16 protein-coding genes are annotated in these 22,305 nt (G+C 47.5%); 7 read left to right on the forward strand and 9 right to left on the reverse strand.

Annotation, left to right across the window (positions count from 1 at the left end; all coding sequences use genetic code 11):
- Positions 1 to 11: 11 nt before the first annotated feature.
- The 5 genes from bcsZ to L4C42_RS06760 are packed head-to-tail and all read right to left on the reverse strand — an operon-like array spanning position 12 to position 6,868.
- On the reverse strand, positions 12 to 1,127 hold the full coding sequence (gene bcsZ, locus L4C42_RS06740) for a cellulose synthase complex periplasmic endoglucanase BcsZ (protein ID WP_418641959.1): 1,116 nt from the start codon (positions 1,125 to 1,127) through the stop codon (positions 12 to 14).
- On the reverse strand, positions 1,127 to 3,361 hold the full coding sequence (gene bcsB / locus L4C42_RS06745) for a cellulose biosynthesis cyclic di-GMP-binding regulatory protein BcsB (protein ID WP_429759874.1): 2,235 nt from the start codon (positions 3,359 to 3,361) through the stop codon (positions 1,127 to 1,129). Before bcsB ends, bcsZ begins: the two co-directional genes overlap by 1 nt.
- A gap of 9 nt (positions 3,362 to 3,370) precedes the next feature.
- Positions 3,371 to 5,914: a UDP-forming cellulose synthase catalytic subunit gene (gene bcsA, locus L4C42_RS06750; RefSeq protein WP_353497090.1), complete on the reverse strand. Its 2,544-nt coding sequence runs from the start codon at positions 5,912 to 5,914 to the stop codon at positions 3,371 to 3,373.
- A gap of 2 nt (positions 5,915 to 5,916) precedes the next feature.
- Positions 5,917 to 6,639: a cellulose synthase operon protein YhjQ/BcsQ gene (locus L4C42_RS06755; protein WP_353497091.1), complete on the reverse strand. Its 723-nt coding sequence runs from the start codon at positions 6,637 to 6,639 to the stop codon at positions 5,917 to 5,919.
- A 7-nt stretch (positions 6,640 to 6,646) separates the two neighbouring features.
- Complete coding sequence (locus L4C42_RS06760; protein ID WP_353497092.1) at positions 6,647 to 6,868, reverse strand: hypothetical protein; 222 nt, start codon at positions 6,866 to 6,868, stop codon at positions 6,647 to 6,649.
- A 100-nt stretch (positions 6,869 to 6,968) separates the two neighbouring features.
- On the opposite strand from L4C42_RS06760, the gene L4C42_RS06765 reads away from it, so the two are divergent.
- From L4C42_RS06765 to bcsG, 3 genes are read left to right on the forward strand one after another with little or no spacing between them, the layout of a single operon-like run.
- The gene (locus L4C42_RS06765) at positions 6,969 to 8,384 is read left to right on the forward strand and encodes a BcsE family c-di-GMP-binding protein (protein WP_429759877.1); all 1,416 of its coding nucleotides are present in this window, start codon (positions 6,969 to 6,971) and stop codon (positions 8,382 to 8,384) included.
- Positions 8,381 to 8,533 (forward strand): hypothetical protein, encoded by a 153-nt coding sequence (locus L4C42_RS06770; protein ID WP_418641956.1) that lies wholly within the window; start codon positions 8,381 to 8,383, stop codon positions 8,531 to 8,533. Before L4C42_RS06765 ends, L4C42_RS06770 begins: the two co-directional genes overlap by 4 nt.
- A 2-nt stretch (positions 8,534 to 8,535) precedes the next feature.
- Positions 8,536 to 10,167: a cellulose biosynthesis protein BcsG gene (gene bcsG / locus L4C42_RS06775; protein ID WP_418641955.1), complete on the forward strand. Its 1,632-nt coding sequence runs from the start codon at positions 8,536 to 8,538 to the stop codon at positions 10,165 to 10,167.
- A gap of 62 nt (positions 10,168 to 10,229) precedes the next feature.
- On the opposite strand, the gene csrD is transcribed toward bcsG, so the two are convergent.
- Both csrD and L4C42_RS06785 read right to left on the reverse strand, forming a co-directional pair.
- Positions 10,230 to 12,221 carry an RNase E specificity factor CsrD gene (gene csrD / locus L4C42_RS06780; RefSeq protein WP_353497096.1) on the reverse strand — a complete coding sequence of 664 codons (1,992 nt, stop codon included), beginning with the start codon at positions 12,219 to 12,221 and terminating at the stop codon, positions 10,230 to 10,232.
- Between the two features lie 221 nt (positions 12,222 to 12,442).
- Positions 12,443 to 12,991 (reverse strand): single-stranded DNA-binding protein, encoded by a 549-nt coding sequence (locus tag L4C42_RS06785; RefSeq protein WP_112459523.1) that lies wholly within the window; start codon positions 12,989 to 12,991, stop codon positions 12,443 to 12,445.
- Between the two features lie 286 nt (positions 12,992 to 13,277).
- On the opposite strand from L4C42_RS06785, the gene L4C42_RS06790 reads away from it, so the two are divergent.
- The 4 genes from L4C42_RS06790 (at position 13,278) to L4C42_RS06805 (ending at position 19,845) form a co-directional block, all read left to right on the forward strand.
- Positions 13,278 to 13,928 carry a LuxR C-terminal-related transcriptional regulator gene (locus L4C42_RS06790; protein WP_353497097.1) on the forward strand — a complete coding sequence of 217 codons (651 nt, stop codon included), beginning with the start codon at positions 13,278 to 13,280 and terminating at the stop codon, positions 13,926 to 13,928.
- A gap of 218 nt (positions 13,929 to 14,146) precedes the next feature.
- A complete protein-coding gene (gene galU / locus L4C42_RS06795; RefSeq protein ID WP_353497098.1) occupies positions 14,147 to 15,016 on the forward strand; it encodes a UTP--glucose-1-phosphate uridylyltransferase GalU in 870 nt (289 codons plus the stop codon).
- A gap of 153 nt (positions 15,017 to 15,169) precedes the next feature.
- Positions 15,170 to 17,998 carry an excinuclease ABC subunit UvrA gene (gene uvrA, locus L4C42_RS06800; protein WP_418641953.1) on the forward strand — a complete coding sequence of 943 codons (2,829 nt, stop codon included), beginning with the start codon at positions 15,170 to 15,172 and terminating at the stop codon, positions 17,996 to 17,998.
- 68 nt (positions 17,999 to 18,066) lie between these two features.
- Positions 18,067 to 19,845 (forward strand): PglL family O-oligosaccharyltransferase, encoded by a 1,779-nt coding sequence (locus tag L4C42_RS06805; RefSeq protein WP_353497100.1) that lies wholly within the window; start codon positions 18,067 to 18,069, stop codon positions 19,843 to 19,845.
- Positions 19,846 to 19,899: 54 nt separating this feature from the next.
- Here the strand turns inward: L4C42_RS06805 and L4C42_RS06810 are convergent, their stop codons facing one another.
- On the reverse strand, positions 19,900 to 20,553 hold the full coding sequence (locus L4C42_RS06810; protein ID WP_353497101.1) for a general secretion pathway protein GspB: 654 nt from the start codon (positions 20,551 to 20,553) through the stop codon (positions 19,900 to 19,902).
- Complete coding sequence (locus tag L4C42_RS06815) at positions 20,550 to 22,262, reverse strand: ExeA family protein (protein ID WP_353497102.1); 1,713 nt, start codon at positions 22,260 to 22,262, stop codon at positions 20,550 to 20,552. Before L4C42_RS06815 ends, L4C42_RS06810 begins: the two co-directional genes overlap by 4 nt.
- Positions 22,263 to 22,305 lie beyond the last annotated feature (43 nt).

The following is a 22,305-nucleotide window of genomic DNA, read 5'->3' on the forward strand; positions in this document are numbered from 1 at the left end:
TCTCGTTACCTTCACGGCTGACCACTCTCCGCCCACGGCACTAACAACTCTCCTTGGCCATTGAATCGATATTGATTGTCGTACCAGCCTAATCCAAATAACGCTAACACATTGTTGTAATACTCGTTATTGCGATCGGTGACGAGGTTTTCACGCACTCGTTCTGCCCAGTTTGATGTCACCTCTTCGTCTGCGTTCAAGCCGATCAGAGGTAATAGCGCTGCATCAAAGCCAATAGGAGCACTCTGCTCCATTTTTCCGCTCTGCGCATAAGTATTAAGCGGTGTGTACTGCTGCTCAATGGCCAGTGAGACAAAAGGCTTAAACGAGTCAACAATTGGCAGTGCGCCTTCCATGTCACTTGGCATCATCCCAGCCCAAAGGTAACTACGGATCGCATTGTAGTTGCCAATATCCGTGGTCTTTGCGTCATAACTAATTGTCTTACCATCATAGAGCAACCAGTCCGGACTCACGCCCTTGCGCTGACTGTCGAGAAGCAATGCGAGAGAGCCGGAGTACAGTTCGCGCCACGGTCCCGCAGTATCGTGATGGGCGAAGGCAGCTAAAACAGGTAACGGTACATAACTTGGGTTAAGTTTGACCTTGTCACCTTGCTCAAAGCCTTGTTTGCCGGGCAGAAGCTGTCTATTACCCGCACCAAAAGAGACCGTTTCTTCTTTGAGGATGCGCTTGGCTAATAGGTATCCAACGTTTTGATAGTAATCACTGCCCCATAAGCGTCCCGCTTCAATCAAGGTATACGCTATCCACAGATCCGAATCTGACGCCGAATTGCTGTCGATAATGCCGTAACCTTGCGACGTTTTACCCCATAACCAAGCAGGCAGGCGAGCAGTAAGATCGCCACCAGCAAGGTGCTGTTGAGTCCAGTTATATAGCGTATCGAACGCGGCTTTATCATTAGCGACAAGGGCAAAAAACATCGCATAAGACTGCCCTTCCGATGTGGTGATAAGTCTGGCGTCAGAGCCATCGACAATGCGCCCCTCAGCGGTCATGTAGACAGATTTAAACTCCTGCCACTGCTGCCAAGTCTCGGCTTGGCTCACGGGTGCAACAGTACTTAGCATCATGGCAAATGCGAACAACCATGTTCTCATCATTAGGCTCCTTTGTGAGTGCTAACCTGACTCGCCAAGCGGCGTCTTGCATAGCGTGAAAGCATACGCCACATCACCATAGTAAAGGCCACAACCAATAGCAGTGCGATGGCGACCATCAACATAGGTCTATCAGAGAAGTGGTACCAAACCAGGTCATAGAGCGGCAGTGAACCGACATAATAGTAGTCACCAACTTGATGACTCACGATGTCACTTAGGGTGATCGCCACCGCTGAGCCACTAACGTTATTGGCTCGATCGTTCATTGCACCATACAGAAGAGGAACGGAACCATCATTACGAGCAGACAACACGGTTACTGTGCGCTGTTTAGAAAACGGCGATTCAAAGCTGGCAATAGACGCAAACTCGCCGCGAGCACGCACGTTGGCGCTCACCGTTGCTTGGCGACCCGATAGCTTTGCCAGCCCTTGCGTTTGTGGCTTTTCAGACACGGTTGTCGCCTCAATAAAGCGACCGGCCTCGCTAGAGCTAACGTGCGTTAACGCCGTCGATGTGAGATCGAGCTTAGTCGCCGCCTGCACGCCCAGTACCAAAATATCTTTGTCACTTAAAGCCGACTCATCCCATTGCTCAGACAAACTGAACTGATAAGCAGGTAAACCGGTTTTCTTAGCGATAAAGCCCACCGTATTTAGCAGTAGCTCGACTTCTTTTGCACTTGGCTTCGGAGTGATCACTACAGCTGTTTCAGACAAGTCAGCCATTCGTGAATATGGGAAGCCCGAGCTTACAAAGGACTGTGCATCCGGCATGCGAATGTAATGTGGGAAGCCAGAAAAATCGAGTGTCGACGCACCGTCAATTGCCGCATAATTGATTGTAGGTCCAATCCCTTCACAAACACCAGTAGATACATTGGCTATTTGAAAATTGAACGCCAGCGTGTTGTTTTGTGAGATCTTAAACCCTGGCAGTTGCGTCGATGACTTACCAGTAAACGACTCGGTGCCTAAGATAGGTACTCGCCACGTGTCTTGCTCACCTTCACTTCTGTTTTCATCGAGCGGAAACGCACGTACAAAGCGATCGTTAACGGAAATATTCAAACGCGAGGTTTTGGTGCCTTTTAGTGGTGGCGAATAGCGATAGCTGAGTTTCATTGGAACGCTGTTCGCGTTCCAAGTAAACAGATCCGGTGGCAGAGTAAAATCAACACGAATAGGGTTTAGCTCGACCCCTTGCGACTCAAGCTGGTAACTCCCCTCAATAAGCTCAGAGAACTTAACGGCTCTGTCTGTCGGCAACCAGTTGGGCGCATCGTAAGGTTTACGCGGAGCAACATTCGTCACGCTGTTGATGTACGCAACTTCGCCCGACATCAACTGACTGCCAGCCACTAAACCGCGTGCCGCTAATTCCAGTTGCTGCTCATCTTTACCCAATACCAACAGCAGCTTCTTTCCCGGAACCGTCGGGTGTGTGACCATTTGGATCGTTGGTTGAGTGATCTCTGGTAGATCTTTAACTAGGTCTGGTCGATGATCATTGGTCGCAAGCACAATAGCATGCTGGCTCGGCGCATCTTGTTGGTAAACAGGGAAACTCACCTCTCGCCATTTTGCTTGGCTAGCAAAATAAGACGCCACTACTGAAGCAGAATGCAGATTTTGAGTACCAAAATCGCTCGGCAATACCACTGGAATGGTGACGTTTTTTAGGTCACGTGCATCAAAAAACGGCGCGGGAAGTAAACTAAGTTCGTTAGCCACATCAATATTACGCACATCAAGGGTAATGCGACTCGCTGAACCTAGCTCCCACCATAATGCCGGATCGCTGGCATCGCTACACTCTTGGTCGATGCGACCAATGAGCTCGAACTTTATCTGATTGTAGTTTTTGAAGAAACGACCATCGAGACGGATGGTTTTCTCAAGCTTGTGGGCACCATCTTGCTGGAAGTCGACGACATCCATCAGCTCTTCATTGAGATAGACACGAAGGTGTGACACGCGTGCGCGCAATGCTGGAGAAGGCGAAAAATACAACTCTAGCTCGCCACCCGTTATGATCTGATCAAGGCGAGAGCCAAACCCAAGAAAAGCAGTGCCACCGCTACCACGAATAGTGATCGACGAAGGACCAGCAATCTCGCTGAAGGTATAGCTTACTTGCTTGGGAGACGTATCAACAAAATCGGCCAAAGCAGAGGCAGACAGCAAACAGCTCGCCCCGAGCATCACTCGCGTTAACGCGTGAATCAGTTTCATTCTAATATCCTATACAATCCAGCGAGGACGATAGGAGGCAAGGTTCCTCATCATATCGACCCACTTAAAAACTGCCACTCTGATTACCGAGGGGCTAAACTCAATCATTTTTCTTATTCCAACCGCGCTGGCATAGAGCATACTTTTCAAACTCTCTAGCGGCTTGTCGTGTTCATAGGCTTGCTGCCACTTAGACCATGTGTCTGAGCGGGCAAACGTACACTGAACAAAACGTTTTTCTTTTTCCATTGTCATAGGCAAGAGCTGGGTGCCGACCACTCCATCACGACTAAAGCGTACGACGCAGCGAAACGACTCTTTAATGCCATAGCGCTCTAGCGCTACTAGGATCTCGTCACCAAGTTGAATTTCAATGGCTGGATCTATCTGCATACCAAGGCCACTAAACGAAAAATCTTTAAGTGTCGCCGGGTAATGGTGTCCCGATGTGGTCATAAACGACACTGGATAATTGACGTCAATACGGTGCGCCATACGCACTTGTTTTTCTTCGGCAGCAACCGCTAATGCAACTCCGAGCACAATTAAGTTGTAGATGACCCAGAACAAATTCACCAGTACGGTAGTCGTGTCGGTAAACTGGTAATCAAACAAACGATAAACACCCACTGCAAACCCGAGGAGATTGAGTAGTAGCAAACCGATAATAGGTTTACTGATGTCCCAATCGAAGAAACGCTTGTCAATCAATCCACCTTTCGCCGTCACGTTAAATCGGCCGCGTCCCGGTGCGAATAAAGCCACGGTGGTTGGAATCGCGATATACCAAGCCAATACCGTTTCATACACCTCCCCCCAAAACGAGTGGCGGTACTGACCCTGTATCCGTGAGTTAGCCACGTTGGCGTGAAACATGTGCGGCAGTACAAACAGTACGATGGCAATTGCTGGGGCATAGATGATGTAGGCATCTAAAATCAAAAACGCCAGAGGCGCGATCATAAAAATCAGCCGTGGAATACCACTTAAGAAGTGCATCATGCCGTTGAGGTAACACAATCTCTGCTGCCAAGATAATCCTTTCCCAAGTAACGGGTTATCGGTTCGAAAAATTTGCGCCATGCCGCGCGCCCAGCGAATACGCTGACCGACGTGTGCCGACAAACTATCCGTAGCAAGACCAGCCGATATTGGCTCTTTGAGATAAGCACTGCGATAGCCTAATCGATGCATTTTTAGTGCGGTGTGAGCATCTTCCGTCACGGTTTCTACTGCAACGCCGCCCACTTCTTCCAACGGACCTCGACGCAAAATCGCACACGAGCCACAGAAAAACGTCGCATCCCACATGTCATTACCATCTTGAATCAAACCATAGAACAAGTTGCCCTCGTTCGGAAGTTGGCGAAAACGCGACAAGTTACGTTCAAACGGATCCGGCGAGAAAAAGTGGTGTGGCGTTTGTACCAGTGCCAAGTTGGGATCTTTTACAAACGCGCCCATCGTCACCTGAAAGAACGCTCGAGTGGGAATATGGTCACAATCGAAGATGGCGACATAATCACCACGAGTTTGTTTTAGTGCGTGGTTAAGGTTACCGGCCTTAGCGTGCTCATTGGTAGGCCTACGAATGTAGCCAACCCCGGCTTGTTCAGCAAACGCCTGAAATAAATCACGTTTACCATCATCCAAGATATAGATATTGAGCTTGTCTTTTGGCCAATCGATCGCGGTTGCCGCCAGTACCGTGGCTCTAACCACATCCAATTCTTCATTGTAGGTGGGAATGAAAAGATCGATACTCGGCCAAGTTTTTGGATCGTCGGGCAAGGTTTCCGGGGTGCGATTCAACGGCCAAATGGTCTGGAAGTAACTTAAAATCAACACCATCCAAGAATAGGTTTCTGCCATCAGCAGCACCAAGCCAAGCATCATATCCAGATCTTTGTCCCAATTGATGGTCGACGAATATCGCCACCACAAATACCGACAGGAAGCGATAAGAGAGAGAATGATCAGCAGCATGTTCGGCAAGCGACCTTTTACCCCGCGGACAGAAGCAGCAACTGCAGCTAGCACCACCACAAACACAATTTGCGCAGTAATGGAAAATGGTACGGTCAAACACAGTATCGTCAACACAATAAGTACGATATAGAGCAAGCTATCAGGGATGAAATGGTTTGCTGTGCGCTTTACACCCTGCCCTTCAAGTTGGTCATCAATGGCTGTCACGGCAGTCGCCGAAAAGCGTCGACAAACGGTGAAGAAACGCGAAATCACCTGATTGATAGCGCGGAGATGACGCGTTAAATGCCACTGCTGCCACGTAAAGTTTTGCTTAATTAATGCTAACCAACACAACTGAATGAGCAGGCGGAAGTTGTCACTAAAGCGGAAGTGATTCAAGTCAATCTGTGGGAACGCGCGCTCCCAGTCTGAGCGTGTTGGCATCACCCGTGTGCCTGCCAGCAAAATCAGAAAGCATAGCAACAGCAGCGTGTGTCGATTCTTTAACGCTAACTCGGGTAACTGAATCGAACCGCTAAACTGACGAAGCAGGTCTGGTGAAACAAATCGGGCGACAAACATGATTATGAGCGAAGCTGGTTCTTTTCTACCTGAGACAACACAACGGTTGCCAACTGTCTAAATTCAACCGCCGCATTGGAGCGTGTTGCAGCAGTCATCACATTACCAAGCATGGCAAAAGCTTCTTGAATCGCAATGTCATAATAGAGATGTGCAGAAATAAGTCGGGTACCGAGCGCCTCTTCCAGCACCAAGGTCATATCTCGCAGCAAGGCAATGTCATGACGGCACTGGTTAAGAACAAATAGGGTTTTGTCGTCGGGAGGGTTCTGCGCAATTTGACGGTTTAACATTGTTACGCACATCGGAGTTGGATTGACAACTCGCAGTCTCAGCAACGCGCTAGCATGTGTTGGTGACAGCTCAATATCATGCGGCGCAGAAACAATGATGATCTCAAATTTATCCTGCGCAGCCGCTAGCATTTCATCTAAGTAGCTGGCGTACTCACTCGAGGTCAGCATTGTACTGCCGTGAGGCAAGAAGTAACTGCCAATCGGATCTCTTAGCAATGCTTGCTTCCAGCTTTCATCACAGCGCACAGCATCTGTCCATCCAGAAGCTTTATCCGTTGGATGGCCAAACCAGGGTCCCTTAAGATTCTTAGGGTCAAGGTCAACCAAAAGTACTTTATGTCCAAGTACGGTATAGGCAGCCGCAAGGTTCGCGGCGACAGTGCTTGCCCCCACTCCCGCATGAATACCTTTTACCAACAATATGGACATGAAAAACTTATTCCTCTTTTAACGATGCCAGAGATGGCGTCGTCTTATTATTAAGCGTAGCAAATGCTGGCTCTGGCGATTCACTCTGCGCTGTATTTTCTGATTGCAAAAAATTCCATTTACTTTGCGATAACCTTATTTCGTCGCTACGTTCCAGATTCTGATACCCAGAAATAGGAATGCCGTACGATTTATAAATTTGTTCGACATCGGTGGTATGGTTTTGCATTACCTTCTACTACTCAGCTTAAGATAAGTTTGTTCTAAATTTGTACGCATAGTACACTACGCTCCAACTAATATCACTATTACTTATGGTAATTAGGCTAATGATTCAGCAAATCATGCACATTAACTCTTGGCAAGCTTTGGAAAATCTGTTATTCCACCACGAAAAAGCCCCACTTTTTGAGACTAAAGCTGACCTATTTACCTCTCCATCTGGTAAGGATTTTCTTACACAATCTGACAAGCTCAGTGTTAAATCTACCGAGCTAATCAATCAAAACTTCTCGCGGATATTCCTATCTAGCCCAGCTATATCAATGGCTGAGTTTTTGGATGACCTATCAAGATTGCCTATTAATAACAATGTTCATATCTGTATATTGCTCGACTTAGAGCAGAGTTCAAAACTAGATGTTAATTTTGCGATCGAACAAACAACAATTGATTTTATAAATATTACAATTCTGTTACTAGATATTAATAATTCGATTAATCCTGAGGAATATAAACAATCATTACGGGGGGAAAGGATATTTCTTGGTGAATTAAAACAGCATAATCAACAAACTTTTATCAAGGCTATCCATTATCAAGATGGTCAAACTCAATTGGCCAATAAGCTATTTTTATTATCAGATAATGAGAGCGATCAAGTTAACAAGCAGGTTTTGCCCGTACTGGTTTCCTCTCAAGCAGCAAGTCGTGACTTTATCGATGAGCATGGATTCCAGCTATTTGAGCAATTTGACATCCCTAATGCGGTACTCGAAACCAGTGTAGCCACTGTTGTTGTACTCCCTTGCAGCGGTTTTGATGACATCAAGCGTATCGCTAAAACAATTCTCCATAACAAGAAGCGTTATGGGAACAGTGTGCACTTTGTCGTTAAAGAGCTAAAACCTTGTATTCGCTACAATGATTTCCACATGTTCATCACCGCAGGTGCTCAAAGCATTGTCGATCACACGAAAAGCAATGCGGTGCTTTACGACCAAATACGCTTGGCGTCGATGACAAAAATGGAGGCAAATTACCTGTCAGAAACCTCGCTGTTTCGACAGTTTGAAAGCCCTATCAATGAAAGTGGGTTTATTAGCTACGACTCATTTAAATCACTCACGCTAAATGCCATCGAGGTTTGTCGTAATACGCAGATTGAGTATGCGTTGGTCGAGTTAACCCCTTTCTCTTCAGTACCACTTAGTGAGGCGATGTCCTATAGTCAAATGAAGCGCCAAGGGGATATTGCCTGTCAAATTGATGGCCGCATTTTGATATTTTTTAGCTCATTAAGACGTTATGAGATCCATCAAGCGTTATTGAACGTGTTCGCGGTGGCGCCGAATGAACTGTTTATCGAACAGTCACAATACACGGATGCTGGTGAGATCGTAGCGCGACTTTCCAACATACAAGGTATCAACTACCCAGAACAACCAAGCATCACAGAAGCAGAACCTGACAATGCGATACCGGCCAGTCGTTTTGCTTCCCGTGTAGATTGGGATCAACTATGAATATTGAAGACTTTTTAACGGTCGCAGGCGTATTTACCGCTGTTGGCCTAGCACTCGGTATCGTCGCACCAAGTATCGTGCGTCTCTTATCAAGGCTAATTATAAAACTCAAAATACGTCCTAAGCATTTACGAGAAACCAAGTTTTAATCATGGATAGAACCAAACCCTCAGCTCACATTTCACTCGGTTGGTGGACACTCTACTTTGCCCTGAAATTGGCACTGTACGCCAGCGATACTCTGAGCTTTTCACCGCTCTACAATTTCAGTTTGCTCTGCTTTGTAGTGATACCACTGCACAGTCGCTGGCTCAACATTACCCGACATATGATTGCGATTGGTCTAGCACTGCTACTGCTACACCATGATTCCTATTTGCCACCACTGGAGCGGCTATTTAGCCAGTGGGATTTAGTCAGCCAATTCGACACCGTCTATCTGTTGTCACTGGCTAAAGATTTTATTTCCCTAGACTTCCTATTACTTGGCTTTGTACTCATCGTTGGCTATCTCTATTTGAGCCAGATCCTACGTTTATCCGCGTTTGTCGTCATAGGTATGGTGATCGCGTCTATTCCAAGCTCATTTTGGCAGATGTCATTAACCACCAGCCAAGCCGTAGAGACGACAGCCAATAACGCAAGCAATAATACACCAACTACAACGGCACCTACTCAAGTTGCCGTGGATACTTCATCAGAAGGTCTCACCACGTATGTAGGACAATTCTTTCGCGACCAAGCCTCTAAGACATCGAGTCTGTCGAACATAGACGCACTAACAACGCAGCCTAACTTTGACATTCTGTTTCTGAGTGTCTGCTCATTGGCTTGGGATGACTTGGAGTATTCGGGCAACATCGATCACCCGATCTTTAAAGAATTCGATATCCTGTTTAAGCACTTTAACTCAGCAACGTCTTACAGCGGACCTGCGGTACTGCGTATTTTGCGAGCTAACTGTGGTCAGCAGTCTCACGCCGACTTATTCAATGACAATCTGACTGCGCAATGTTCTTTGTTTGATCAGCTTGCACGCCTTGGCTATGAGAAAGAAGTGTTTATGAACCATGACGGTAAATTCGATGGTTTCAACAAACACATTGCCAATAACATCGGCAACTTTTCGCCAGCCGTTGATATTGAGACCATGACACCGTCGCAATATGCGTTCGATGGCACTCGGATTTATAGTGATGGGCAAATCCTCTCTCAGTGGGAGCAAATCAACCATACCAAGCCTACAGTCAGTCTATATAACACCATTAGTATTCACGATGGTAACCGAGTGGTGGGTCAATCTGGTTCACGTTTAGTAACCTACAAACGCCAACAAAAAATCTTGCTAGATGAGCTGTATGCCTTCTTCCAAGCTTTAAAGACGAGTAAACGCAATGTCGTTGTCGTGCTGCTGCCCGAGCACGGTGCGGCGGTGCGAGGCGATCGCATGCAAATCTCTGGAATGCGTGAAATACCAACCAAAGCCATTACTAATGTACCGGTTGGCATAAAGTTCTTTGGTGACGTAGCGATTCAAAACCGCAGTCAAATCGATGTAGAGCAGCCAGTAAGCTTCTTAGCGCTAAGCGATCTGCTTGCCAATATCTTAACTAGCAACATGTATGAGGGCAACGCAACGTCTCTGACGTCACTGACCCAGGGCTTACCGACGACGCCGGTTATCTCGCAGAACTCAGGTACGACTATGCTCGAAGTGAATGACACTCAGTTCTATAGCTTCGATGACCAGTCTTGGACTGAGTACCGACCGCGTATCAACTAGTCGTTCGTAAGTTGCTTGATAAAAAATAAGCGCCCTTAAGGCGCTTATTTTTTGACTCACCGTTAGGTTCGCTTCCAGCGATTACGGCGCCCTGGTTTAATCGATGTGGTTTTGGCCTGCGCCTCTGGCAGCAAGTGGGTCTCAGCTGCAAAGTAGCGCCCTTGACCACCTTTGACACCAAGGTCTATTAACGTATGCCACTCTTTCTTGGTCTCAACACCAACGGCTATAACTTGGGTAGGTGCATCACCACACGCCCCCACCATACTGCGCACGAACAATTGGTTCTCGTCGCGCTGATCGATACGCTTAACCAAGCTGCGATGCAGTTTCAGGTAATCCACTTTCAGATCTTTAATGTAGTGAGTACTGACGATCGAGCGACCCGCCTGACCAACGATGACGGTACATCCCAAACCAGACAGCATTTTCACTACCGGACGGATGTAGTCCAAATGCTGCACTAAGCGCGCCTCAGAAAACTCAAAACTAAGCTGACTGCGGACACTGACAGGCAACTGCAGTAGCTCGTCCCTGAACCACTTGAAGTAGTTTTTGTTAGCAAAGGGCACCACATATACGTTAATCGACACTGGCAGAGTAATCTTACCCTGCTTAATGCTTCTGAATACTTTACCTAACACAGCGCGATCGAAATTAGACTCATAGCCCACTTGCAATAAAGCTGAGTGGAAGCGAGAGGCTTTGACGGTGCCTCGCTCTGGATCATCGATACGTGCAAACAGTTCTTTGTGCAGCGGAGCGAGCTCTTTGCCCTTTTCATACAAGTAACAGGGCTGAGCATAAATCAGCAGATTTTCAGGCAGCAGTGCACGGTCAAATAACGTACGCCAACGAACACTACCGCGCTCGTCAAACTTCTGAACTTGTTTTTGGAAGCGGCTCCAGTTATTCACTTTTTGCAGCTGCGCACTCTTAAGCGCCGTTTCCGCCTCTTCCATAATGCGTCCGCGACGCTCACCTTCTGAGTACATACTCACGCCAATGTGGCACCAGTTGTCTTCATCCAAAGGAACCGGCGGCGGCGCTTTCTCCATTTGACGGATGCACTGACTTGCCAAGGCGGCGACATCTTTAGAGCTTTGATGGGGAATAAATATGGCGAAGTCTGCATCGTAATAGCGAGAGAAAATCGCATCGGGGTATTTTTGTACCGCTTGAGACAGCACTTCCCCAACTTCAATGAGAAAATCGTCTGCCTCAGATTTTCCAAGCTTCTCTTGTGCTTGATCCCAATCTTCGATACGGAACAAGATCACGCCACCTTGCGCACCACTCTCTTGCAGAGCAGACTCTAACTTACTATCAAACAGAATTCGGTTGGCACTGCCTGTAAGAGGATCTAAAAACGTCTGGGTGCGGATAAAGGTGTCAAAACGGCTACGTTCTTGACGCGCATCTTGCAGCTCTTCAATCAGAATATCTAACGCCTCACTGGCGGTGTACGGCCATTCACGCTCATCGCCTTTCGCGTATTGTTCAACTCGGCCGCCGAGGATCATCCTTCCTCGCTCTTCCAAAAGCTCTGAGCCAACGAGCTGCTGGCGAAGCCATTTTACCCCTTGCATCAAACAAAATACGATGAGGCCAAACGCGAGTGTCACCGACCACATCGCTTCAAGGGAGTAGCGCACATCAAGATAAGGAGGCAATGCAACAAACTCGACACGATAGCCTTCGTTTCGCTCGAGATCGAAGCTTTGCTCGTACACTATGGTTCTGTCGAGCATCGGCGAGGTATTTTTATAACGATAAACGACGCCAGCTGAAGACTTCAGCTGCATTTCAATAATATTGCTGGCTTGCAGCATTTTGGGCATCCAGCGCTGCATCATGTAGGCGGCATCGGGATCCTCAAGCTCTTTATCGATGACCTTTATGATCCCTGTAAGATGATGATTGAGATACTCTTGTCCCATACGCTTGATGGACAAGGTACCACCCACGAATAGAATAAAAACCGCACTCATTACAATGACTGTAACAAAAGCGACCAAGCGCGTGCTCAGTTTTAGAGTGGGGGTTTGCCTCATAGTTTGCCAAAGTCCTTTTTGAACGAAGTGTCGCTATCGCCTGCCAATTATCAAGAGTAAAACAGCCAGGCAGCTGATTGTTTGTTATATCAAATTTAGCCAAAACCGTTAAGTCACAAGCCATGGCAGGGTTCTAAGAAACAAAAAAAACCGCGACAAATGTCGCGGCCTTTCAGCATCTGTACTGTGAATAGGCTTCACTGCGCACAAGGGTGTTCGATTTAGAACGGAATGTCGTCATCGAAGTCCATTGGTGGCTCATTGTATTGTGGCTGCTGTTGAGCAGGCTTTTGTTGAGCGGGTTGTTGAGCTGGCTGTTGAACTGGTTGTTGTGGCTGACCCCAACCTTGCTGTTGCGGCGCTTGCTGCTGCATGCCACCTTGGTTCATGCCACCTTGCATAGGAGCACCACCACCTTGACGGCCACCTAGCATTTGCATCACACCGTTGAAGCCTTGTACTACAACTTCAGTTGTGTAGCGGTCTTGACCATTTTGATCTTGCCATTTACGAGTCTGTAGTTGACCTTCAATGTATACCTGAGAACCCTTTCTTAGGTACTCACCAGCCACTTCCGCTAGCTTGCCGAATAACGCAACACGGTGCCACTCAGTTTTCTCGCGCTGTTCACCAGTCGCTTTGTCACGCCACGATTCCGAGGTCGCGATTGTAATATTCGCCACGGCACTGCCGTTTGGCATGTAACGAATTTCTGGGTCGTTACCTAAGTTACCCACTAGAATGACTTTGTTTACTCCACGGCTTGCCATGTTTTGCTCCGTAACCACAGTGTGTTTTAAAATAGCCCAGTAGGATACCATGAACCCACAAGACAGCAACAGCGCTTATGTGAACTATCCTACAATCCCAACTCGGTGTTTGAATATAAGTCTAGCGCCGAAATTTCAACCCATCTAGGCACACCGCCCACCTTATACACATATCAATTACTTAAAATAGTTTAAGTCTCTCTCATTTCGTGCTGCCAACACTAGCCGCTCACCCATATATACACCAACATGCACATTAATTCAGCGATAAAAATTATTAGTGACGATGAGAAGAAACAGTTACAAACGCACCATACAACACGTCAGCCTCGGTCAAGATCTCGAAGTTACCGAACGAATTGAGGCGCTCTCCAATCTTTGCATTAATCCTATCGAGACCATTGAACCCCAAGATCTATTGAACGCAGCGACAGGACCTAGAAATCGAATCTTACTGTTTGACTACGAAGAATCGCTAGATCTATTTAAGCAGGTATTGAACCTCCCCCTTGCCAGCAAAAACTTTGAGACCATTTTGATCAATGTACCTCACCGCTTAACCACTGAAGAGATCCTCAAGTACGGCCATTTAAAAGGGCTGTTCTACAGCCATGAAGATGGCAATAAGATTACTTTTGGCTTCGGTGAGATAATTAATGGTAAAAACTGGCTGCCAAGAGATGTCGCCAGTCAATTACTGCACCACTATCGATACGTGGTTTCTGCTAACACGTGCACGACCGTGGTCGACTTAACCTCTCGTGAAATTGAGATTCTGCGTTGCTTGCAGTCAGGTGCCAGTAACCTAGAGATATCTGGAGACCTCTACATTACCGAGTCAACGGTCAAGTCACACTTGTATCAGATATTTCGCAAGCTATCGGTAAAAAATAGACTGCAGGCCATCGCCTGGGCCAATCAGCACCTATTGTCTTGAATGGCTTTTGTCTTCATCGATTACTGCCTTATAAGCTTGTCATCGTTTAGGCTCTCGATTCACAAATAACTCGCTTTTTTGCACTCGATCTCTTTGTCTGTATGTGAACCGAACTTCACAACATTTCTACTGTCATAACCGCTCGTTAGTCTGTAGACTTAATCCCATTCGCCACAGTTGGCAATGAATTCAAACGTATAAAGATAAAGGGTCTTATCATGATTAAGAAGTGCCTATTCCCGGCAGCGGGTTATGGAACTCGTTTTCTTCCGGCAACGAAATCGATGCCAAAAGAGATGATGCCAGTGGTGAACAAACCACTGATTGAATATGGTGTAGAAGAAGCTATTCAGGCTGGTATGGACGGCATGTGCATCGTAACGGGTCGTGGCAAACACTCCATCATGGATCACTTTGATAAAAACTACGAACTTGAGCACCAAATCAGCGGCACCAACAAAGAAGAGCTACTGGTTGATATTCGCGATATCATCGACTCTGCACAATTTACCTACATTCGCCAGCGCGAGATGAAAGGTCTTGGCCACGCGATCCTGACAGGTCGTGAGCTCGTCGGTGACGAACCTTTTGCCGTTGTATTAGCTGATGACCTTTGCGTCAACGAAGACCAAGGCGTATTGGCGCAAATGGTAGCGCTATACAAGCAGTTCCGCTGCTCAATCGTTGCTGTACAAGAAGTACCGGAAGATGAAACCCACAAATACGGCGTGATCTCTGGCGAGATGATCAAAGATGACCTGTTCCGTGTTGATGACATGGTAGAAAAACCAGAACAAGGTACTGCGCCAAGCAACCTTGCCATCATTGGTCGTTATATCCTGACTCCAGATATCTTCGAGCTGATCGAGCAGACTGAACCAGGTAAAGGTGGCGAAATCCAAATTACCGACGCTCTTCTTAAGCAAGCGAAAGCGGGCTGCGTATTGGCGTACAAGTTCAAAGGTCAACGTTTTGACTGTGGTAGCGTAGAAGGCTACATCGAAGCGACAAACTACTGCTTTGAAAACCTATACCTAAAAGATGAGAAAGCCGCTGAGCTCGGTAAGCACGCGACAAAAAAAGCATAAGCGAATTTCAAGTCTATAATCATTGAATAGAGCGCGACGTAATTTCACTACGTCGCGCTTTTGTTTTTGACCTGTTTTTTTATCCAGTATTTCTTTGCACAAACTTCACACTATGTAATACTTGTCACACTACGTTTTACATGAGTGGCAATAATGGACAATATCGAAGTTAGGGGTGCTCGTACCCATAACCTGAAAAACGTCAACCTGACAATTCCTCGCGACAAACTCACAGTGATCACTGGCCTATCAGGCTCTGGCAAGTCATCACTCGCCTTCGACACTCTTTATGCCGAGGGGCAACGTCGCTATGTGGAATCTCTGTCCGCTTATGCAAGACAATTTCTATCCTTAATGGAAAAGCCTGATGTTGACCATATTGAAGGCCTGTCACCAGCGATCTCAATTGAGCAAAAATCGACATCTCATAACCCACGTTCCACGGTAGGTACAATCACCGAAGTCTATGACTATTTAAGACTGCTTTATGCGCGTGTCGGTGAGCCGCGCTGTCCTACTCACAAAGTGCCACTTGCAGCCCAGACGGTCAGCCAAATGGTCGACAAGGTGCTCGAGCTGCCGGAAGGCTCAAAGATGATGCTACTGGCGCCAATCGTCAAAGAGCGCAAAGGTGAGCACGTCAAAACATTAGAAAACCTTGCCGCACAAGGCTTCATTCGCGCTCGTATCGACGGTGAAACTTGCGATCTTTCCGATCCACCCACCCTAGAATTGCATAAAAAACACACCATTGAAGTGGTCGTTGACCGCTTTAAAGTGCGCGACAATTTACAGCAACGTCTTGCTGAGTCATTTGAGACGGCACTGGAACTCTCTGGCGGTATTGTCGGCGTAGGTTGGATGGATGAACCCGAGAAAGAAGACATTATCTTCTCAGCGAACTTTGCATGTCCATATTGTGGCTACAGCCTGCAAGAGCTGGAACCGAGACTGTTTTCTTTCAACAACCCAGCGGGCGCTTGTCACACCTGTGACGGCTTGGGTGTACAGCAGTATTTCGACCCAGAGCGTGTGATCGTTGATGACAGTTTAAGTATTGCGGATGGTGCGATTCGTGGCTGGGATCAGAAGAACTACTACTACTTCCAAATGCTGACCTCGCTCGCCAAACATTATGACTTTGATTTGTTCGCGCCATTTAACTCGCTGCCTAAAAAGATCAAAGACGTGGTTTTGACCGGTTCTGGCCGCACTGAAATTGAGTTCAACTACGTCAATGATCGTGGTGATATTCGTGTGAAACGCCACCCATTTGAAGGGATCCTCAATACCTTAGAGCGTCGTTATCGTGACACCGAATCCAACTCAGTAAGAGAAGATCTCGCTAAGTACATCTCGACCAAGTCTTGCGGCACTTGTGGCGGTACTCGCTTACGTGAAGAAGCGCGCAATGTGTTTGTCGACGATACCACGCTGCCAGAAATCGTTGAGATGAGCATCAGCGAAGCGATGGACTTTTTCAAGTCTTTGCAGCTAGAAGGACAGCGTGCTCAGATTGCCGAGAAGGTCATGAAAGAGATCAACGACCGATTGCACTTCTTGGTCAACGTTGGACTGAATTACCTCAACCTATCACGCAGCGCAGAAACACTTTCAGGGGGTGAAGCTCAGCGTATCCGTTTAGCAAGTCAAATTGGTGCTGGTCTCGTCGGGGTGATGTATGTACTGGATGAGCCGTCCATCGGTCTCCACCAGCGTGACAATGAACGCTTACTCAACACCCTAACCCACCTGCGTGATTTGGGTAACACCGTATTGGTGGTCGAACACGATGAAGATGCTATTCGCACCGCTGATCACGTCATTGATATTGGCCCTGGAGCCGGTGTACATGGCGGTTCTGTGGTTGCCGAAGGCACTATCGACGATATCGTTGCTTCTGAACAATCATTAACTGGTCAGTACCTCAGCGGTAAGCGTGAAATTGCGATTCCAGAGCATCGCACACCAATGGATCCGAAAAAAGTGGTCACCCTACAAGGTGCGACTGGCAACAATCTGAAGAGTGTTGACCTCACTATTCCTGTAGGCTTGTTTAGCTGTATTACCGGCGTTTCTGGCTCAGGTAAATCAACATTAATAAACGACACCTTCTTTAAGATCGCCCACACTCGGCTTAACGGGGCAACGACTGCCGAGCCTTCACCATATAAGAAGATTGAAGGTCTAGAGCATTTTGACAAAGTAATTGATATCGACCAGAGCCCTATTGGTCGAACACCACGCTCCAACCCAGCGACTTATACCGGCATCTTTACTCCAATCCGTGAGCTGTTTGCTGGTACTCAAGAAGCACGCTCTCGCGGCTACAAACCGGGGCGCTTCAGTTTTAATGTTCGCGGCGGGCGCTGTGAAGCATGTCAGGGTGATGGCGTAATCAAGGTAGAAATGCACTTCCTCCCAGACGTGTATGTGCCTTGTGATGTATGTAAAGGTAAGCGCTACAACCGTGAAACCTTGGAAGTACGCTATAAAGGCAAAACCATTGATGAAGTGCTGCAGATGACGGTAGAGGATGCGCGTGAGTTCTTCGACCCAGTGCCTGTGATTGCCCGAAAACTGCAAACCCTAATGGATGTGGGTCTGTCGTACATTCGACTTGGTCAAGCTGCGACTACCCTATCAGGCGGTGAGGCACAACGTGTCAAACTAGCACGCGAACTTTCTAAGCGTGACACAGGTAAAACCCTCTACATTTTGGATGAGCCAACCACTGGTCTTCACTTCCATGATATTGAGTTATTGCTTTCGGTACTGCACCGTTTGCGCGACCACGGCAATACCGTTGTCGTCATTGAGCATAACCTTGATGTCGTTAAAACGTCAGATTGGGTGATTGATTTAGGCCCAGAAGGCGGTCAGGGTGGCGGCCAAATCATTGCAGAAGGGACACCAGAAACTGTGTCCCAAGTCGAAGGTTCGCATACCGCACGCTTCCTAAAACCTATGCTAAAAGGGTAAATTAGAGCATTATCACGGGAGGCCAATGTTGGCCCCCGTTATTTTCTTGGATTTTACTCGTCACAACTATGGCTATCATTCATACCAATGGCACTGAACTAGAGCCGATTAAGGTTCGCCCGCCACTCAATCGCAAGTTTATGACCGCTATGGCGGTGCTATTTCTCGTTGCGACGCATTTCTTTTGGCCTAATCCAGGCGGAACTGGGCTAGCGCTGTCATTCAATAACACAGCTTGGATAGCCTTCGCATTCGCGTTAGGGATTGGCCTGTATCAGCTTGGTACTAACCAAGCCCTTAAGTACAGCAAACTGACTGTAGGTCTTGGGCTTGCCTGTCTATTAATGAGCGCTCCACTACTCTACAGCCACCCTGATATTGAATCGGTAATGCCACGATTTATCGGCTTATGGAGTGGATTTTTACTGTTTGTGTTATTGCAGCAGTTTCAGTTTACCAATAAGCAAAAGCAGCGCTTACTGTGGTTGGTGGTACTCGCTGCCGGTATCCAAGCGCTGTTCGGCTATGTTCAGTATTTCCTTCTTAGCGCTAACAATCCATTAGGGTACGACGTACTAAGCAATCGCCCGTATGGAATTTTCCAGCAGCCTAATGTGATGGCGAGCTTTCTAGCGACCAGTTTTGTGCTGTCCGGCTACTTGCTCGCAAGACAAAAACACAAATACAACTGGCACATCAGTGATGTCTCTATTTTGTATTTAATGCCAATCATAGTATTACCTCTAGTTGTCGTTCTCGGCTCTCGTACCGGTTGGATCGGAGCAATGGTTGGCTTCATCTTGCTGGTACCTTACCTCTATCGCCACTCCACACGGAAGCGCTTTAGAGGCTGGACACTGGCAGCTCTAGCCGGACTAGCTTTAGGCCTACTGATGGGTTTTGCCAATTCTGGCAGTCAGAGCCTGATCACCAAAAAGGCTCAACTAGAAGATATCCGCTCAACCATCTACGGCCAGTCACTGGATATGCTGATTGAAAAACCGTTTACGGGTTACGGTCTGGGAAAGTTCGAATCTGAATACTTGATTTATACCGCGAGGCAGCATCAACTCAATGATAGCTTTGCCCCTGGGATACCTGCACTTGATCACCCTCACAACGAGCTTCTGCTATGGGGTATCGAAGGTGGATTGCTGCCGATTCTAGGGATCTTACTGGCCGCGCTGTTCGTATTGAGTCGTATCTATACTGCCAAACCCGGTACTCGACTAGCGATTTTTGCTCTATTTGTGCCTATCTTTCTGCACAGTCAATTGGAGTACCCATTTTATCACTCGCTGATCCACTGGATCACTTTCGTGCTATTGATTTACTGGGTCGACCAACGCACACCAAGGCTTAAAAGCGTCTCTTTCAGCAGTATTACTAAAACCACCTGCCGAGTATTTTCATTACTGATACCAATCCTGGTCAGTGTCTATATGGTCGCGGCCTTACACACTAACTATGTACTTACGCAGTTTGAAAAGTCACAGCCAGTGAATGCGAGTCTGTTAGAAAAGGTTTCGAATCCAGTAGTATGGAAAGATCGCTATCACTGGGATCTCTATAGCACCTACCTCAAACTTGGCTTATCCACCAACAACCCTGAGTACATACAGCCTTACATTGATTGGTCTGTGGAGGTCATTAAGAGCAAGCCAAGACCTGCTTTTTATCGCAATTTAATTTTGGCCTATCAAGGCAGCGGCGAGATAAATAAAGCGCAGCAAGTCCTTGCTGAGGCTGAATATCTTTTCCCGCAGCAAAGCTTTGGATTGGTTACGGTAAAACCTGTTAGCCATGCTCAAGAGACGCAATCTCAAGCCGAGTCTCAGAATAAGTAGCCGAACAGATAGAGACACCAAAACGCTCGCTAGATAAATCTAGCGAGCGTTTTTTTATCCTCCCCACTCATAGAGTGCGGGAATATCTATGATGTCGTTGTCAAAACGAATAGTCACCGACTGAGGTTCAATCGCCAGGAGTTGAATAGAGTTTAGACGGTCACCCTCTTGAAGCTCTTGACCATTCACCTTTATCCATCGGCGATTAACATCGGAAGAATACATATGAGTTTGGAAGTTGAGCGCGGGTAGCCGTCCGCGATAACGGGCCTCACTGCTTTCAAGAGCAATGTGGTCGGCGTTACGTAATCGCGGATCGCTCGGCTCATTATTCATCGCTGCTGCGACCTTACGAGCGATTTCTGGATCCAAACCCGATAAGTCTAGGTCGTCGAGCCCAAACGGTTCGTCACTACTATTTTGCGTTGTAGCATTTTGAGCTGTAGCTTGGCGACTTTGTGTGGAGGCCGGTACCACAACCTGCTGCCCTAATGGTTCATTTAAGTCCGAATCGGATGCCACAGTGACTGCGGATGACACTGGCAAACTCACTACCGTCGATGATTGACTGCGTTTTGGCAATGGCTTTAATTCGCTTAGCTCTGGGTATGGTAATACGCTATAGCTATTCTCAACCTCTGGCTGCGCCATCAAAGAGTGCGAAACAAGTGTGGCGACGAGCAGGCTTAGGGGCTGGATACGACTCATTGTAAGGCCTCCTGCGGCTCATCAATGTTTAACCTTGGTTCCTTTAACGTGGATGCGCTTAATGTTGGCGCATCAGTTTGTGTCATCAATTCAAGCTTTTTCAGTGTATTGCGCCCTGCAATGCCGTCTACATCCATCTTTTGCCAACGTTGGAACAGCTCCACTTTTCGCTCTAGGGCTTTATCAAACACATCGCTTCCGGACGCAGGCTCACCTAAGACTTGAGATAGCTTGCTGTCCAATATAGCGACCTGCTCTCCCCGTTGGTTCAAACGCAATGTGGTGTAGATATCACGCTGCCAAATTGAGTAGTACTCACCTGTCCACAAAGCTTCTAACCAACTCTTTGACATCACAATACGCTCGCGACCATTGAGGACTTCCACCTCATCGCCTCTGACACGATAAAGCACCACATAGCTTTCATCGCCCAAGTGATACAGCGGCATTACCACAGGCAAATTCTGCTCTATGATTTGTCCTAAAGTGCCAAGATATTTCTGACATTGGAATAAACTGTTTGCACCTGACTCACACATGCCATCTAGCACACCTGCTTGGTAGCCCCATACCGCGTAAAGCTCTTGGATAGCCGCAATCTTGTCATCACGCGCAAACAGCGATTGTAGCAGCTCTACTGGATAGTCAGTTTGAGTACGAAGGTTCTGAACTACGGACGCGGGAACAGGCTCGGTGATTGCTGCTGGCTGAGAAACTGCACTCTCGCTGGCAACTTGCTGCGTTTTGGTTAGTAACATAGTTTGTTGAGCCCATGACAGTGCATCGGCGCCCTTCCAGTAGAGCCCGGCAGCAACGCTAACACCCAGCAGTGCGGGAAGTGCATAGCGGCTAATAGCTTGTCGCAGCTCAGATTCTTGCGCGCTGTTGCCTACCCCTGGCGCTTGAAACGACAGAATATCCTCACACGCTTTTTGAGCCGTCGATTTCGAGACGCGCTTTTCACCCGAGTGGTAGGCGTATTGCAGCGCCTTATCACTAATGAGGTTAATCAATCGAGGGATACCTTGACTCGCTTTATTGATCACCGCCACTGCAGATTTACTGAACAGCGATGCGTCGCCACCTGCGGTAGATAAGCGAAATTCAATATATTGGCGCGTCTCACCTTCAGATAGTGGCAAGAGATGGTAACGCCCGGTAATACGCTGCGCGAGCTGACGAAGCTGCGTAGTTCGCAGTTTCTGTTGCAACTCTGGCTGACCGATAAGAAGTACCTTAAGCAGCTTACGGTCATCCGTTTCTAAATTCGTAAGCAGACGAAGCTGCTCAAGCACTTCTGCCGATAGATGCTGCGCTTCATCAATGACCACCAATGTGTTGATGCCCAGCTGCTCATTGTGCTGCAAGTAGTGGTAGATAGCTTGGCTCAACTGCTTTAGGGAGGCTTGCGGCGGATAGTCGATGGAAAACTCATCGCAAATGGCCTCAAGGAGATCTTGGCTAGAAAAAGTGGGATTAAGGATCAGTCCCGACGCGGTTTTATCATCTAACGACGCCAGCATGGCTTTCGCCACTGTGGTTTTTCCGGTACCGACTTCGCCTGTGAGCATAGCAAAACCGCCGCCTTGCCCAAGTCCGGCTTGCAGATGCTGCATCGCTTCACGATGGCGCTGACTCAAAAACAAGTAGCGTGAGCTAGGTACAATCGAGAACGGCACTTCTCGAAAACCAAAATAATCCTTATACATGGGTTAACCTTACAATATCAGTCAAAGCAAAGTACCATTGGCA

This window comes from Vibrio wakamikoensis (genome assembly GCF_050337275.1).
GTDB lineage: Bacteria > Pseudomonadota > Gammaproteobacteria > Enterobacterales > Vibrionaceae > Vibrio > Vibrio chaetopteri.